We start from the raw sequence: 16,205 nt of genomic DNA, 5'->3' as shown, positions 1-16,205 counted from the left end.
AATCAGAGTATGTCCTAACAAACGGACATGCACTGACATACAGGCCTTCTGGACGCAGGAACCTGCAGCGCAAAGGGAGCACTCAATGGCGAATCAACTACACCTCAGCATCGACCGCTCGTCGCCGGTGCCGCTGTACCATCAGATCGTCCAGGGCATTGAGGCTGCCATCCATACCGGCCTGTTGGAACCCGGGAGCCGGCTGGAGAACGAGATTGATCTCGCCGCCCAGTTGAACCTCTCGCGCCCCACCATGCGCAAGGCGATGGATGAACTGGTCCGCTCCGGGCTCCTGGTCCGCAAGCGGGGTGTCGGCACGCAGGTGGTGTCCAGCCAGGTCCGCCGCCCGCTTGAGCTGTCCAGCCTGTACGACGACCTGACGAACAACGGCAGCAAGCCCACCACCGAGGTGCTCACCTTTGCGCACATCGAGGCCGACGCCGCCACCCGGGAGGCTCTGCATCTCGCCGCCGGGGCCAAGGTCTACCATTTCACCCGGCTCCGGAAAGTGGGCGGCAAGCCGCTAGCCCTGATGGAGAACTGGGTGCGCGACGACATCACGCACATCGACGAGGACCTGCTGAAGGCGCAGGGCCTGTACGGCATCCTGCGCAGCGGCGGCGTCAACTTCCGGCTGGCCACACAGCGCATCGGCGCCATGGTGGCCAACGACTACCAGGCTCCCCTGCTTGAGACGGAACCGGGCTCAGCCCTGGTCACCATGGAACGCACCGCCGTCGATGACACGGGCCGGAACGTGGAGACCGGACACCACGTCTACCGCGGCGACTCCTACAGCTTCGAAATGACACTGGTTCAGCGCTAGGAACAGGCAGACTCCTTCAGCGCGGGGCGGCGAAATGCCCGCCCATGCGCCGGGCTGTCATGCGCCGGGCCGTCGTACGCCGAACCGACCACCACACATCCGAAAGGGACACGAACTTATGGCTGAATGGGTATACCCCCTGGGCAGCGCAGCCGAAGGCTGCTGGGACGTTTCGCTGGGAACGTCCGACTCGAAACTTGCCGTGGAAGGCTGGGAACACACGGGACTGAAGGTGGCCACACTGGCGCCGGGCGCCGTCGTCGAACTCCCGCCCGCGGCCGAGGAACGGATTGTCATTCCGCTGAGCGGGGCGTTCACGGCCACCGTGGACGGGCTGGACCACCCCCTGGCCGGGCGCGCCAGCGTCTTCAGCGGCCCCACCGACGTGCTCTACTCAGGGACAGACAAGGCGGTCACGGTTACATCGTCCGACGGCGGCCGGGTTGCTATCGCGACGGCGCCCGCCAAGGTCCAGTACCCGACGCGCCTGATCACCGCGGGCGAGACGCCCGTCGAGTTGCGCGGCGCCGGGAACTGCTCGCGCCAGGTCCACAACTTCGGTACCCCCGCTGCGCTGGAAGCCGACCGCTTCATCGTGTGCGAAGTCCTCACGCCGGCCGGCAACTGGTCCTCCTACCCTCCCCACAAGCATGACGAGGAGAAGGAGGGCGAAACCCAACTCGAAGAGATCTACTACTTCGAGACGCGGGTGGCCGACCTCCAGGGTTCCGCTTCTGCCGGTCCGGGCAAGGATGCGGACGCCATCGGCTACCAGCGCGTCTACGCCTCCGACCACCGGCCCATCGATGTCTCGGCCGAGGTGCGCACCGGCGACGTGGTACTGGTCCCCTACGGCTGGCACGGCCCCGCCATGGCCGCACCCGGCTACGACATGTACTACCTCAACGTCATGGCCGGGCCCGGCCGCGTCCGCGACTGGCTCATCAGCGACGACCCGCACCACGGCTGGGTGCGCCAGACCTGGGACAGCCAGAACCTGGACCCCCGGTTGCCGTTCGGGGCGTAGCAGGCGGTCAGCGGGCGGCGGCAGGTTCGACGTCGGCCGCTTCAGTCTGGACCGAAGCTCCGGTTGGACCCGAAGCGTCAGCCGCCGGCTCCGCCGTCGGGAATGAGACGGCAACCCGGCGGGCAGTTGCCCGCGCCCGGGCGGCAGCGCCGGCCATCACCAGGAGGCCCAGCAGGGTAATCGCGGCCCCTGCCCAGATGGGCGAGGTGTAGCCCAGGCCGGCGGTGATGGTCACGCCGCCGAGCCAGGCGCCGAGCGCATTGCCCACATTGAACGCACCGATATTGGCGCCGGACGCCAGCGTGGGCGCCTTGGCCGCGTACTTCATGACGCGCATCTGCAGGCCGGGCACGGTGGCGAACCCGAAACCGCCGAGGAGCAGCAGGGAGGCGACGGTGAGCACCTGGTTCCCCGCGCTCAGGGCGAAAACCACCAGCACCACGACGAGGACCGAGAGTACGGCGAGCAGGGTGCGGTCGACGTCGCGGTCGGCCGCCCTTCCGCCGAGGGTGTTGCCGATGAACAGGCCCGCGCCGAAGACAATCAGCAGCCACGGCACCGTGGACGCCGCGAATCCGGAAACCTCCGTGAGCGTGAAGGCGATGTAGGTGAAGGCGCCGAACATGCCGCCGTAGCCGAGGATGGTCACCAGGATGGACAGCCACACCTGGCCGGAGCGGAAGGCCCGGAGCTCGCTGCGCAGTCCGCCGCTTGCGGCGTCACCGTTCCCGGCCTTGGGCACCAAGGTCAGGATGCCAACCAGCGCCAGCACTCCGATGCCGGTGATGGCCCAGAAGGTGGAACGCCACCCTGCCGCCTGGCCCAGCAACGTGCCGAGCGGAACGCCCAGGACGTTGGCGGCCGTTAGGCCGGTGAACATGATCGCAATGGCGGCGGCCTTCTTCGTCGGCGCCACCATGCCGGCAGCCACCACCGCCCCGATGCCGAAGAAGGCGCCGTGCGCGAGGGCGGCAACCACCCGGCCCGCCATCATCGCCCAGTAGTCGGGCGCGATGGCGGACAGCAGGTTGCCGGCGACGAAAAGCACCAGCAGAACGGCCAGCACGGGCTTGCGCTGGAATCGGGACACCGCGGCAGTAAGTCCCAGTGCTCCCACCACGACGGCGAGGGCATAACCGGAGATGAACCAGCCGGCAGAGGCTTCGCTCACCTGAAAGTCTGCGGCCACTTCGGGGAGCAGCCCCATGATGACGAATTCGGTGAGTCCGATGCCGAACCCGCCGAGGGCTAGGGCTATCAGGCCAACAGGCATGGATGTGCTCCTTCGGAACTGTACGAAAAGAGGAGCGCGGCGTAAGGTGTTAGTTGCACACGCGCTATTTCTTGGGATGCAACTAATTGTTGCATACGCAAATATAGCGCGCAAGCAACTATCTGTGCCGTGCTCTGATTCCGGAGAGCCGGACCGAAGGAGGAAAGAGCCCATGGGCATCAAGGACGACGCCGTGGAGGTGCGCGCCCAAGGGTGGCGCACCCTGGCGGCCCTGCACGGGCTGATCGAGGCAGAGCTGGAACGGTCCCTGCAGGGGCAGGCCCAGCTCTCCGTCGTCGAATACACGGTGCTGGACGCGCTCAGCCGCCAGGACGGGTGGCACATGCGCATGCAGCAGCTGGCCCGGGCCACCGCCCTCAGCGCCAGCGCGACCACCCGCCTGGTGAACCGGCTGGAGGACCGCGGCCTGCTGACCCGCATCCTGTGCGCGGACGACCGCCGAGGCATCTACACTGAACTCACCGACAGCGGGAGCAAGCTGCTCGCAGAAGCGCGGCCCGTCCACGACGCCACCCTCGAGCGGACCCTGGCCGAAGCACAGCAGGTGCCGGAGCTGGCACCCCTGGTGGATGCCCTCCCCCGCCTCCACGCAGGCGTCTAACGTTGCCCGCCCGGCCCTCCGGCCGCCGTCGTACGCCTGAGTGCAAAACTGCCTCCGGCACTGGAGCGGTCTTATTGGACCGGGGTGTTGGTTCCGACGGCGGTCCTTGCTTCGGCGGGGACGCCCGCCTGGTGCTTGAAGTAGTGCTCCACGTCCTCGAGGCTCTTGTCCTTGGTCTCGGGAACGTACTTGGCGGCAAAGAGAATCGCCCCGACACCCAGGACGGCGAACACGAAGAACGTGTTGGAGATCCCGACGGCGGCGAGCAGCTGCGGGAAGCCGAAGCCAATCAGGAAGTTCACGATCCAGAGCACGAAGGCCGATGCGCCCATGCCGAGGCCGCGCAGCTTCAGCGGGAAGATCTCCGAGAGCATGAGCCAGGTGACCGGTGAAATGGCCCCCTGCTGGAACGCGAGGAACGTGACGGTTAGCGCCAGGATCACGTAGCCTCGGCCGGTCCCCTCCGGCAGGATCAGCGAGAAGAGGCCGATCAGCAGTAGCGCCGAGGTGGTTCCGATCTGGCCAGTGATCAGCATTCGGCGGCGCCCCACCTTGCCGAGCAGCCAGATGCCCACGAAGGTGGCCAGGACGGAGATGACACCGTTGGCGATGTTGGCGCTGAGCGCGGCTTCGCGGCCGAAGCCGGCATCCGCCAGGATCTGCGTGCCGTAGTACATGATGGAGTTCACGCCGGTGATCTGCTGGATCACGGCAAGGCCGACGCCGACGAAGAAGATCCGCCGCAGCCAAGGGACTTGAAGGTCCTTCCAGGAACCCATCTTGGACTTGTAGTCCTCGACGGCCATGGCCTTGACCTCGTCGAACTCCGCCGTGGCCTCGGCCTTGGAGCGGATGCGCTGAAGCACGCCGAGCGCCTCGCCGAAGCTGCCCATGGAGGCTAGCCAGCGGGGGCTTTCGGGCATGAACGCCATGCCGATCCACAGGGCGACGGCCGGCAGCGTGGCGATCACCAGCATCCAGCGCCAGATGCCCCCGGCCTCGCCGAAGGTGTTGCCGAGGTAGGCGTTGAAGATGAAGGCGAGCAGCTGCCCGGTGACGATCATGAGCTCGTTCTGCGTCACGATCCGTCCGCGCCGGGCCGACGGCGACACCTCCGCCAGGTACACCGGCACCGTCACGGACGCTCCGCCCACGGCCAGGCCCAGGATGAACCGGGCCGCCACCATGAACTCAGTGCTCGGGGCCAGGGTGCAGGACAGCGTGCCGATCAGGAAGATGACGGCAAGGACCATGATCATCTTGCGGCGGCCGTTCCGGTCCGCCAGCCGGCCGCCGAACAGCGCACCGAAGGCAGCACCGAACAGGAGCGACGACGTCACCATTCCCTCGGCCAGCGGGGTCAGGCCCAGGTCCTCCTGCATGTAAGGCAGGGCACCGTTGATGACGCCTGTGTCGTAGCCGAAGAGCAGGCCGCCGAAGGTGGAAATGATGGTGACCGTGCGGAGCGCCCGCTGGTGTTTCAAGTCAGCCTTGCCGGAAGGCGCGGCCGTCATACGCTGACCTTCTGCACGTACTGCTTCATGGTGTCCAGCTGGAAGCGGGACACCTCCTCGGCATTGTCGTCTTCGGCGAAGACGCTGGACACCATCACGGTGTCGTCCCGGTCCAGGAACCCGATTTCCTTCAAGCCGCCGAAGAACTCGTCCCAGTTCACGTCGCCGTCGCCGATCTTCAGGTGCTGGTGCACCCGGACGGCGTTGCCCGGCGGGTTGGTGATGTAACGCAGTCCATGCGACGCGTGGTGGTCCATGGTGTCGGCAACGTGGACCAGGCGGAGCTTGTCCCCTGCCGCGCGCATGATGTCCAGCGGCGAGTTCTTCATGTGAAAGCTGTGCGAGGCCACGTAGACCATGCCGACGTTCTTGGAGTTCAGGCCGCGGATGACGCGGATCGCGGCAAGGCCTTCCTCCACGAAGTCGTCCGGGTGCGGGTCGATGAGCAGGTCGATGCCTTCGCGCTCGATGATGGGGAGCAGTTCCTCCATGGAGCGGTAGAACGCGCGCTCGGATTCCTCGGCCAGCTCCGGCCGGCCGCTGAACTCGGTGTTCATGGTGCTCACGCCCAGGTCCACGGCGATCTGGATGGCGCGCTTCCAGTAGCGCACTGCTGCCTCGCGGGCGTCCTCGTCCGGGCCGGACCAGCGCAGCACAGGCAGGATGGACGCGATTTCGATTCCGGCGTCGGTGCACGCCTTCTTCAACTGGCCCACCAGTTCGTCGTCGGCCTTCGGGTGGTTATAGAAGGGGATGAAATCCGGGTGCGGCGTCATCTGCATGTACTTGTAGCCGAGGTCGGCCACCACCCTGGGGAACTCCAGCAGGCTGTGGCTGTGGTGGAAGGGGGTGGGGTCAAGGGCGATTTTCACGAGGAACACTCCATTGTGGAAAGAGTCGGTTAACGAGCGGAGTTTTTGTCCAGATAATGCAACCTTGAGGGCCTCTACGTCGCATTATCTGGACAAAAACTCCAAGGGCGGGTGCTTAGCTGTAGAGGGCAGGCTTGGCGTTCAGCTTCACAGCCACCTTCTCGCCGTTCTTCTGGGCCTCCACACCGGCTTCGCAGCAGGCGGCGGTGGCGTAGCCGTCCCAGGCGCTGGGTCCGCCGATTTCGCCGCGGAGCGCCGCGTCAACCCAAGCCTGGATTTCGACGTCGTACGCGGCACCGAAGCGCTCTTCGAAGCCGGGCGTGACCTTGCCGCCCCAGCGGCCGTTGCTGCGGAGGTACGGGCCGCTGTCGCCGCCGATGCTCACGATGCCGTCCTCGAAGGAAGCCTGTGTGGCCACTTCGTAGCCGAACTTCGCGTTCACGTAGATTTCGACGTCGGCCAGGACGCCGGACTCGGTTTCGATCAGGACGTGCTGCGGATCGTGCTGTCCGGCCGGGGCGTTCTTCGTGGCCTTGCCGAGCCGGACCTGCACGGACGTGATCTCTTCGCCCGTGAAGAAGCGGATGGCGTCGAACTCATGGACCACGGAGTCGTTGATGAGCATCTCGTTGGTGAAGCCCGCGGGCGTGCTGGGGTTGCGGTGCTGGTGGTGCAGCATGAGCAGTTCGCCCAGTTCGCGGTCGCGGATGACCGAGCCGAGGGCCGCGTATTCAGCGTCGAAGCGGCGCATGAAGCCCACCTGGATCCGCTTGTGGCCCAGCTTCTCCTCAGCCTGGACAATCTTCCAGGACGACTCGGCATCCGGCGTCAGCGGCTTTTCGCAGAGGATGGGAATGTCCTTGGCGATGGCCTTGAGCAGGATCTCCTCGTGCAGGAAGCCGGGTGTGGCGATGAGGACGGCGTTGACGTCGCCGTTGTTCAGCGCCTCTTCGGCGTCGGCCAGGGCAACGGCACCGGGGATGCCTTCGATGGCTGCCTGCGCACGGGCGAGGTCAACGTCGACGACGGCGGCAACCTCAGCGCCGTGGATGCGCTTGCTGAGGCGCTGGATGTGGTCCGCGCCCATGCGGCCGGCGCCGATAACGGCGACGCGAAGGGTTTCAGTCATTGTTCTTTCCTTACGTTTGGGATGCCGGGCGGAGGCTAGCTGACCGCGGTGCGGGAGCCGCAGGACAGCAGGTAGTTGCGGGTGCGCTTGGCGATGGGCATGGGAACGTCGAAGGCCACGGGGTACATGTCCTGCTCCACGATGCCGAAGATCGGCCGGTCCAGGGCCTCGACGGCCTCGATGACCGCGCGCAGGTCCGGCAGGCCGTTGGGCGGTTCCGTCATGACGCCGGCCAGGTTGGCCGCGGCCCAGGTCATGTTTTCCTCGTTGACCGTCTTCAGGACGTCCGGGTTGATCTGCTTCAGGTGCAGGTACCCGATCCGGTCCGGGTAGTTCTTGATGAGCTCCAGGCTGGAGGCACCGCAGTATTCCGCGTGGCCGGTGTCCAGGCACAGGTTGAGGTACTGCGGATCGGTAGCGCCCAGCAGCGTTTCGATGTCCTCCTGGGCTCCGACGTGCGAGTCGGCGTGGGAGTGGAACTGCTGCTTGAGGCCGAAGTCCTCGAGCAGCGTCTTTCCCAGCCGGTTGTGGCCGGCGAACAGGTCGCTCCAGGCTTTGTCGCTGAGCGTGCCGCTCTCCACGGCCTCGCCCGTGACGTCGTCGCGCCACATCGCGGGGATGACCACGATGTGCTCGCCGCCCATGGCCGCGGTCAGTTCTGCGACCTTGCGGGCCGGCTCCCAGGCCGTCTCCCACTGGTCCAGGCCGCGGTGGAACGCTGTAAAGACGGTTCCGGCGCAGACCTTCAGGTCGCGCTGCTTGAGCTCTTCTGCGAGCCGGGTGGGGTCATTGGGCAGGTAGCCGTAGGGGCCCAGCTCGATCCACTTGTAGCCGGACTCGGCCACCTCGTCCAGGAAGCGCTCCCACGGGGTCTGCTTGGGGTCATCCGCAAACCACACGCCCCAGGAGTCGGGCGCGGTGCCGATGATCAGCTTGTTCTCTGTCATTGCTCAATCCTTAGATTTCCCAACTGACTCGCAGTTGTTGTCGTTTTGAGGGCTCATAACGACAACTAATGCCAGTTAGTTGGGTGGGACGGGGGCTAGTTGGAGGGGAAGTTGTAGGAGGCGCCGGAGGCGTGGTGGGTTTCGGGCCAGCGGGAGGTGACGACCTTGCCGCGGGTGTAGAAGGAGACGCCTTCGGGGCCGTAGATGTGCTTGTCGCCGAAGAGGGAGGCCTTCCAGCCGCCGAAGGAGTGGTACGCCACGGGGACCGGCAGGGGCACGTTGATGCCGATCATGCCGACGGTCACGGAGCGCTGGAACTTGCGGGCGGCGGCGCCGGAGGAGGTGAAGATTGCGGTGCCGTTGCCGTAGGGGTTGGAGTTGATCAGCCTGATGCCGTCCTCCAGGGTATCGACGCGGACGACGACGAGGACCGGTCCGAAGATCTCCTCGGTGTAGGCGGTCATTTCGGTCTTGACGTGGTCGAGCACGGTGGGCCCGACCCAGAACCCTTCTTCGTGGCCGGGGACGACGAGGTCGCGGCCGTCCACCACCATCGCGGCGCCCGCTGCTTCGGCTTCGGTGACGATCTTGACGATGCGTTCCTTGGAGGCGGGGGTGATGACCGGGCCCATTTCGGCGCCGGGTACGGTGCCGTTGTCGACCTTGACCGCGGTAGCGCGCTCTTCGACCTTCTTGACCAGCAGGTCCGCGGCGTCCCCGACCGCGACGGCGACGGAGATCGCCATGCAGCGCTCCCCGGCCGAGCCGAACGCGGCGGCGGCGAGGTGGTCCGCGGCGTTGTCCAGGTCGGCGTCCGGCAGGATGATGGCGTGGTTCTTCGCCCCGCCCAGTGCCTGGACGCGCTTGCCGTGCGCGGTGGCGGTCTCGTGGACGTACTTCGCGATCGGAGTGGAGCCGACGAAGGAGATGCCGTCCACATCCGGGTGGGACAGCAGCCCGTCGACCGTTTCCTTGTCACCGTGCAGGACCTGGAACACGCCATCGGGCAGGCCGGCGTCCTTCCACAGCCTGGCCAGCAGCAGCGAGGCGGAGGGGTCGCGTTCGGAGGGCTTGAGGATGAAGGCGTTGCCGGTGGCGATCGCCATCGGCGCCATCCACAGCGGCACCATGACCGGGAAGTTGAACGGCGTGATGCCGGCGACGACACCGAGGGGTTCGCGGAAGGAGAACACGTCGATGCCGGTGGAGACCTGGTCCGAGTAGTCGCCCTTGAGCAGGGACGGGATGCCGCAGGCGAACTCGATGACCTCCAGACCGCGGCCGATCTCGCCCTTGGCGTCGGAGATGACCTTGCCGTGCTCTGCCGTGATCAGCTCGGCGAGTTCATCGACGTGCTCGGCCACGAGTTCGCGGAACTTGAACAGCACGGCCGTGCGCTTGGCCAGGGAGATGTCGCCCCAGGAGTCGGCGGCGGCGCGGGCGGCGGCGACCGTGGTGTCCAGGTCGGCGCGGTTGGCCAGGCGCAGCTCGGCGGTGACCTGGCCGGTGGCCGGGTTGTAGACGGGGGTGGTGCGGCCGCCCTCGCCGGCAGACTCCGCGCCGTTGATGAAGTGGTTGATGGTGGTGGTGACGGTCGTCGTTGACATAAGGGTGACTTCCTTGCTCTGTAGCTTGTCGTGAAGCGTGGGGGAGGCTAGCCGAGCAGCTTGCGCTGGCGGGACTTGTGGTCGATGTAGGTCTGGAAGGCCTGCTTGGTGGAGTCGAGTTCCGAAACTGCGGAGACGGGCACGTCCCACCAGGATTCGGAGCTCGGCGCGTCCAGCAGCGGGTCGGATTCGACGTGGATCACGATCGGGCCGCCGCGCTCCGGGGCGGCTTTGGCATCACGGATGGCCTGTTCGAGTTCGGCGATGGCCTTCTCCCCGGGCTCGATCCGGATCACCTTCACGCCGAGGGACTCGGCGTTCAGGGCCAGGTCCACCGGGAGGGTCTCGCCCTCGTCGAAGCTGTGCTGTTCCTCGTCCAGGACGCGGTACTGGGTGCCGAAGCGCTGCGAGCCGAGCGATTCAGACAGCGAGCCGATGGAGGCGTAGCCGTGGTTCTGGATCAGGACCACGATCAGCTTGATCCGCTCGGCGACGGCGGTGACCAGTTCGGTGTGCATCATCAGGTAGGAGCCGTCCCCCACCATCACGACGACGTCGCGCTGGGCGCCGCCCTTGGCGGCCTCGGCAAGCGCTGCGCGCTTGACGCCCAGCCCGCCGGGGATCTCGTAGCCCATGCAGGAGTAGGCGTATTCGACGTGGTAGCCGAACGGGTCGCGGACCCGCCACATCTTGTGCAGGTCACCGGGCAGGGAGCCGGCGGCGCAGATGACAACATCCTGGGCGTCCATGGCTCGGTTGGTGGCACCGATGATCTCGTTCTGCGCCGGCAGGGGGCTGAAGCGCGTGTCGAACGCCGTATCCACCGTGGTGTTCCAGCGCTCCTTTTCGGCGGCGATCTGCTGCTCGAGGTCGGCACCCACGCGGTAGCCGCCCAGTGCCTGGTTGAGCTTGACCAGTGCCTTCCGGGCGTCCGCGACGATCGGCAGCGAGGTGCCGTGCTTGTACGCGTCGATCGGTGCGACGTTGATGTTGATGAACTTCAGGTCCGGGTTCTGGAATGCGGTCCGGGACGCTGTGGTGAAGTCCTCGTAGCGGGTGCCGATGCCGATGATCAGGTCCGCTTCGGCCGCCAGGGCGTTGGCCGCCGTCGTGCCCGTGGAGCCGATGGCGCCGAGGGAGTACTTGTGGTCCCACGGCAGGACGCCGACGCCCGCCTGCGTGTTGCCCACCGGGATGCCGGTCAGCTCGGCGAACTTCGCCAATTCCTCGTTGGCGTACGCGTACAGTACGCCGCCGCCGGCGATGATCAGGGGCCGCTTCGCGGCCCGGATGGCTTCGGCGGCACGGGCGATGTCGTCGTCGTCCGCTTCCGGGCGGCGGATCCGCCACTCACGCTCGGCGAGGAACTCCTCGGGAACGTCGAACGCTTCGGCCTGGACGTCCTGGGGCAGCGAGATGGTCACCGCGCCGGTCTCGGCCGGGTCGGTGAGGACGCGCAGGCCGTGGTGGAACGCGGAGAACAGCTGCTCCGGGCGGGTGACCCGGTCGAAGAACTTGGACAGCGGCCGGAACGCGTCGTTGACCGTGAGGTCGTACGCGTAGGGCTGCTCGAGCTGCTGCAGCACCGGGTCCGCAGCACGCGTGGCGAACGTGTCGGACGGCAGCAGCAGCACCGGCAGCCGGTTCGTGGTGGCCAGCGCGGCACCGGTGAGCAGGTTCGAGGAACCCGGACCGATGGAGGTGCTGATCGCGAAGGTCTGGCGGCGGCGGGTGTGCCGGGCGTAGCCCACGGCCTGGTGGGACTGGGCCTGCTCGTTGCGGCCCTGGTAGTACGGCATGATCGTCGGATCGAACTGCTGGTACTGCTTCAGGGCCTGGCCCACACCGGCCACATTGCCGTGCCCGAAAATACCGAACGTGCCCGGAATCAGGCGTTCGCGGAAATCGACCCCACCCACGGAATCAACGGTGTACTGCTTGGAAAGGTATTCGACCACGGCCTGCGCCACGGTCATCCGGCGGGTTCCTGTTCCTGTTTTCGTCCCCATGGGAGCTACTCCGATACTTCTGCGGTGAAGGCTGATGTGGTGTGGTGGAGGAGTGATGCGGCCGCGGCGACCGCTCCGGCAACGTCGCCGTCCTGCGGGTACAGCAGGGTCCGGCCGACGGTGAGTCCCTGCACGCCGGGCAGGGCGAGGGCGGCTCCCCAGGTGGCGAACACCTCGTCCTGGGTGCCTGCCGGGTCCCCGCCCAGCAGCACGGTGGGCATGGTGGTGGCGGCCATGACGCGTTCCATCTCGGCAACGACCGGCAGCTTCATCCAGGTGTAGGCGCTCGTGGAGCCCAGGCCCTCGGCGATCGCGATGGACTTGATCACGGCGTCCGGGCTCAGGTCGTTGCGGACCCGGCCGTTCTCCCGGACGGACAGGAAGGGCTCCACCATGGCGATAAGCTTGCGCTCGGCGAGCGAGTCGATGGCCCTCGCCGTGGCCTCGAGCAGCGCAACCGTGTCCGGGTCGCCGAGGCAGATGCGGGTCAGCATCTTTCCGCCGTCCGCGCCCAGTTCTTCCAGCGCCGCGGCGGTGTGGCCGGTGAAGCGGTCGTCGAACTCGTTGACGAGGCCGGCGAGGCCGCCGCGGTTCATCGAACCGAACACGAGCTTGCCGTCGAGGGCGCCCAGCAGCAGCAGGTCGTCCATGATGTCCGGGGAAGCCAGAATGCCGTCGACTGCCGGGTTGGCCAGCGCGATCTGCAGCCGGTCCAGGAGCTGGCGGCGGTCGGCCATGGCCACCGGGTCGCTGCCAACTGAGAGGGCGCCGCGGGCCGGGTGGTCGGCGGCGACGATGAAGTTCTGCCGGCCGTGCTTCAGGCCGGGGTGGCGGCGGCGGGCCTTGGCTGCCCGGGCCACGGCGTCGGGGTCTTCGAGCCGGATGGTGCTCAGGTGTTCGTATCGGCGGGGGTTGTCATCCACCGCCAGGGCAGCGGAACCGGGGTTGAGGCTCACAGGGCCGCTCCTTCGGGGGTGAGTTGGCTGGGAGCTGAGTCCTGGCCGGGAACAGCAGCATCGGGAACAAGGCGTCCGCGCTCGGCGAGCAGGGAGGTCACCTCAGCGGGGGTGGGCATGGCATCCGCACAGGACAGCCGGGAGGCAACAATGGCGCCGGCAGCATTCGCGTAGTCCAGGACCTGTGCCAGCGGCCAGCCGGAGAGCAGTCCATGCACGAACGCGCCGCCGAAGGAGTCGCCGGCACCGAGGCCGTTGACGGTCTCAACCGGAACCGGAGCGGAGACCACGCGCTCGGTGCGGGTCTTGGCCATCACACCTTCCGGGCCGAGCTTCACGACCGCGATTTCGACGCCGGCGGCCAGCAAGCGGTCCGCCTGCTCATCCGGGGTGCCCGGGCCCACGGCCACAGAGCATTCCTGGTCGTTGCCGATGGCCACGGTGACGTGCGGCAGGATCCGGGCCACCTGCTCCCGGGCTTCCTCCTCCGAAGCCCAGAACATAGGGCGGTAGTCGAGGTCCAGGATGGTGTACTGGCCCGGCGTCAGGCCGGTGCGGGGCCGTGCCTCATGGGCCTTGATGTGCGCCTCGCGGCTCGGCTCCTGGCACAGACCGGTCACCGTGGACCAGAAAATTTGTGCCTCGCGGATGGCGTCCGTGTCGAGTTCGTCGGCCTTGATCTGCAGGTCCGGTGCCGTGGGGAACCTGCCGTAGAAGTACAGCGGGAAATCATGCGGCGGCTGGATGGCGCAGAACGTGGCCGGTGTCTGGAGCCCCTGGACCGGGCTGACGAAGGAATCATCGACGCCGAACTTTTCCAGTTCGCGGTGCAGGTACGTACCGAAGGGATCGTCTCCGGTGCGGGTGATAACGCCCGTCCGGCGGCCATGGCGGGCGGCGGCAACAGCAACATTGGACGGTGAGCCACCGAGGTACTTGCCGAAGGACGTCACATCCTCCAGCCCCACCCCGATGTCGTTCGGGTAGATATCAACGCTGATTCGCCCGATCGTGAGCAGTTCGTGGGTCACGGTGATCGTGGACCTTTCTTTTGGATCTCAACCTCTAAGCAGCCGAACGGCCAAGGCTCCGGCGTTCCGCGCGGCCCCGTGAGCGGGACCACAAGAACTACTGTGCCCTAGAATTTATGTCCTGTCAAAAGTTTGTAATGACATACTTACAACAAGCAGAACTTGCCCGTTACCGCGCATTCCACAAGTGCAAAATCGGGTCGCAGGGGGCAATCCTTCGAGCCCTATTTCTTGGGTACGGCAAGCTCTCCGGTAACGTACTGCGCGCGGCCAAATCCGAAGGACCAGTCCCCCGCCGTGTTCTCGACATAGCCAATGAAAACGTCCTCGCCGGCGACTCCCAGAGCCCCCAGCTTGTCCGCCACTGCGGCAAACAGACTCTGCTTGGCCCCCTGGGTGCGCCCGCCCTGCGTGAAGATCTGGATCATAACGACGTCGCGTGTGCGCTCGAAGCCCAGGCCCGCGTCCTGCGCCACGATTTGGCCCGGCGCATGTTCAGTGACGATGTGGAAGTAGTCGCGTTCCGGGATTCCATACTCGGCCAGGATTGCGTCGTGGATGCCCCGGCTAAGGCGGCCAAGTTCGTCCTGGCTGCGCCCGTAGTGGACATCGATTCGTACGAGCGGCATTTGCTCTCCTTTGATAGTTTGTCCTGACATACTATCAAACTGCTGCAGTTGCGCAAGAGCCCAAGTAGGTAGCAGCAGATGGCGTTCCCAGCTCTGGGAACGCCATCTGCTGCTACCTACTTGGGTGTTAACGTCCGACGGCGGCCGGTGACCTTCGAGCTAAAGGTCACCGGCCGCCGTCGGACAATTCAGTTGTGGTGCCGCCCTATTTCGCGAGCAGCTCCTCGAGCCGCTCGTAGCCGTCGGACAGGCCGCTTTCCATGCCTGATTGGGCCATCCCCTCGCGGGCCTCCATGCTGGGATAGACAGAGTGGGCCCGCAGCCGGCACCTGCCGCCGCCCAGGTCCTCGAAGCTCATGAATTCGATGCTGACGATGTCCGGGTAGCCGCTGAACTCGAAGGTCTGGATGGCGAACTCGTTTTCACGGACGGTGTGGAAGATGCCGCTGAAGGCGTACGTCACCCCGTCCGGGCCGGTGTGGTTGTACAGGTAGGTGCCTCCGGAACGGAAGTCGTAGTGGTCGATGTCGATGTTAGTACCGCGCGGGCCCAGCCACTGGGCGATCAGCTCAGGCTCCTTGTGCGCGCGGAACACGTCCGCCACCGGGAAGTCGAACTCCCGCTCAAAGTCGATGAACGGGACGCCGTCGGGGACGGTCAGTTTAAGTGCATTGCTCATGATCGGTCCTTGTCCCTGCTGCAGTGCTTCGAGACCGCCAACATAGACCGCACTGCCGCGCCGGGGCAAGGGGCAGGCCGCCCGCGCTTAAACAAGAAACGCGGGGTCACTCCGCGCCCAATCCGGGGGGTGGATTGGGCTGGGAGTGACCCCGCGTTGCTTGAAGTGGGCCTTAGAGTGCTGCGAAGACTTCGCGCAGCAGCTTGGCGGTCTCGGACGGCGTCTTGCCGACCTTCACGCCTGCAGCTTCGAGGGCTTCCTTCTTGGCCTGGGCGGTACCGGCGGAACCGGAGACGATGGCGCCTGCGTGGCCCATGGTCTTGCCTTCCGGCGCGGTGAAGCCGGCCACATAGCCGACGACCGGCTTGGTGACGTTGGCCTTGATGAAGTCGGCCGCACGCTCTTCGGCGTCGCCGCCGATTTCGCCGATCATCACGATGGCCTTGGTCTCCGGGTCAGCCTCGAACGCAGCCAGGGCGTCGATGTGGGTGGTGCCGATGATGGGGTCACCGCCGATGCCGATGGCCGTTGAGAAGCCGAGGTCGCGCAGTTCGTACATCATCTGGTAGGTCAGCGTGCCGGACTTGGAGACCAGGCCGATGGGGCCCTTGCCGGTGATGTTGGCCGGGGTGATGCCCACGAGGGCCTCGCCCGGGGTGATGATGCCGGGGCAGTTCGGTCCGATGATGCGGGTGACCTGGTTGCCGTCGGCGTCGACCTTGGACTGCGCCAGTGCCCAGAACTCGGCGGAGTCCTGAACCGGCACGCCTTCGGTGATGACGACGACCAGGCCGATGCCGGCCTCGATGGCTTCAACAACGGCGTTCTTGGTGAATGCCGGCGGAACGAAGACGATGGAGACGTCTGCGCCGGTCTCGGCGATGGCTTCCTTGACGGTGCCGAAAACGTTGATCTCGTTTTCGCCGTGCAGGACGGTGGTGCCGGCCTTGCGGGCGTTGACGCCGCCCACGATGTTGGTGCCGGCCTTGAGCATGAGGGCGGTGTGCTTAGTGCCTTCGCCGCCCGTGATGCCCTGGACGATGACCTTGGAGTCCTTGTTCAGATAAATAGACATGTTTTCTTT

At 66.3% G+C, this 16,205-nt stretch carries 15 protein-coding genes; 3 read left to right on the top strand and 12 right to left on the bottom strand.

The annotated features are described in order from the left end of the window. Positions 1-85: 85 nt before the first annotated feature. Positions 86-826, top strand: a complete 741-nt coding sequence (locus LFT45_RS05310) for a GntR family transcriptional regulator (protein WP_236807233.1) — start codon at positions 86-88, stop codon at positions 824-826. Between the two features lie 118 nt (positions 827-944). Further along, positions 945-1,853 carry a 5-deoxy-glucuronate isomerase gene (gene iolB, locus LFT45_RS05305; protein ID WP_236807232.1) on the top strand — a complete coding sequence of 303 codons (909 nt, stop codon included), beginning with the start codon at positions 945-947 and terminating at the stop codon, positions 1,851-1,853. Between the two features lie 7 nt (positions 1,854-1,860). On the opposite strand, the gene LFT45_RS05300 is transcribed toward iolB, so the two are convergent. After that, the gene (locus LFT45_RS05300) at positions 1,861-3,126 is read right to left on the bottom strand and encodes an MFS transporter (protein ID WP_236807223.1); all 1,266 of its coding nucleotides are present in this window, start codon (positions 3,124-3,126) and stop codon (positions 1,861-1,863) included. 172 nt (positions 3,127-3,298) lie between these two features. On the opposite strand from LFT45_RS05300, the gene LFT45_RS05295 reads away from it, so the two are divergent. Then, positions 3,299-3,748, top strand: a complete 450-nt coding sequence (locus LFT45_RS05295; protein ID WP_236807221.1) for a MarR family winged helix-turn-helix transcriptional regulator — start codon at positions 3,299-3,301, stop codon at positions 3,746-3,748. Positions 3,749-3,819: 71 nt separating this feature from the next. On the opposite strand, the gene LFT45_RS05290 is transcribed toward LFT45_RS05295, so the two are convergent. From LFT45_RS05290 to sucD, 11 genes are all read right to left on the bottom strand, one after another. Then, a complete protein-coding gene (locus LFT45_RS05290) occupies positions 3,820-5,262 on the bottom strand; it encodes a sugar porter family MFS transporter (RefSeq protein ID WP_236807219.1) in 1,443 nt (480 codons plus the stop codon). Then, positions 5,259-6,134: a sugar phosphate isomerase/epimerase family protein gene (locus tag LFT45_RS05285; protein WP_236807218.1), complete on the bottom strand. Its 876-nt coding sequence runs from the start codon at positions 6,132-6,134 to the stop codon at positions 5,259-5,261. Before LFT45_RS05285 ends, LFT45_RS05290 begins: the two co-directional genes overlap by 4 nt. A 115-nt stretch (positions 6,135-6,249) precedes the next feature. Continuing rightward, positions 6,250-7,263, bottom strand: a complete 1,014-nt coding sequence (locus LFT45_RS05280) for a Gfo/Idh/MocA family protein (protein ID WP_236807216.1) — start codon at positions 7,261-7,263, stop codon at positions 6,250-6,252. Between the two features lie 35 nt (positions 7,264-7,298). Next, positions 7,299-8,210 carry a sugar phosphate isomerase/epimerase family protein gene (locus LFT45_RS05275; RefSeq protein WP_236807215.1) on the bottom strand — a complete coding sequence of 304 codons (912 nt, stop codon included), beginning with the start codon at positions 8,208-8,210 and terminating at the stop codon, positions 7,299-7,301. A 95-nt stretch (positions 8,211-8,305) separates the two neighbouring features. Further along, positions 8,306-9,817 carry a CoA-acylating methylmalonate-semialdehyde dehydrogenase gene (locus LFT45_RS05270; RefSeq protein WP_236807213.1) on the bottom strand — a complete coding sequence of 504 codons (1,512 nt, stop codon included), beginning with the start codon at positions 9,815-9,817 and terminating at the stop codon, positions 8,306-8,308. 47 nt (positions 9,818-9,864) lie between these two features. Continuing rightward, positions 9,865-11,793, bottom strand: a complete 1,929-nt coding sequence (gene iolD / locus LFT45_RS05265) for a 3D-(3,5/4)-trihydroxycyclohexane-1,2-dione acylhydrolase (decyclizing) (RefSeq protein ID WP_236808984.1) — start codon at positions 11,791-11,793, stop codon at positions 9,865-9,867. Positions 11,794-11,831: 38 nt separating this feature from the next. Then, a complete protein-coding gene (locus tag LFT45_RS05260; protein WP_236807211.1) occupies positions 11,832-12,782 on the bottom strand; it encodes a Cgl0159 family (beta/alpha)8-fold protein in 951 nt (316 codons plus the stop codon). Next, entirely contained in the window at positions 12,779-13,813 is a 1,035-nt protein-coding gene (iolC, locus tag LFT45_RS05255; RefSeq protein ID WP_236807209.1) for a 5-dehydro-2-deoxygluconokinase, read from the bottom strand. Before iolC ends, LFT45_RS05260 begins: the two co-directional genes overlap by 4 nt. Before the next feature lie 224 nt (positions 13,814-14,037). Continuing rightward, positions 14,038-14,442, bottom strand: a complete 405-nt coding sequence (locus LFT45_RS05250; protein WP_236807208.1) for a tautomerase family protein — start codon at positions 14,440-14,442, stop codon at positions 14,038-14,040. 205 nt (positions 14,443-14,647) lie between these two features. Further along, positions 14,648-15,121 (bottom strand): SRPBCC family protein, encoded by a 474-nt coding sequence (locus LFT45_RS05245; RefSeq protein WP_236807206.1) that lies wholly within the window; start codon positions 15,119-15,121, stop codon positions 14,648-14,650. Between the two features lie 172 nt (positions 15,122-15,293). Then, complete coding sequence (sucD, locus tag LFT45_RS05240; protein ID WP_102973203.1) at positions 15,294-16,196, bottom strand: succinate--CoA ligase subunit alpha; 903 nt, start codon at positions 16,194-16,196, stop codon at positions 15,294-15,296. Positions 16,197-16,205 lie beyond the last annotated feature (9 nt).

Source organism: Arthrobacter sp. FW305-BF8 (assembly GCF_021789315.1).
GTDB lineage: Bacteria > Actinomycetota > Actinomycetes > Actinomycetales > Micrococcaceae > Arthrobacter.
This window is presented reverse-complemented; position numbering and strand designations above follow the sequence as displayed.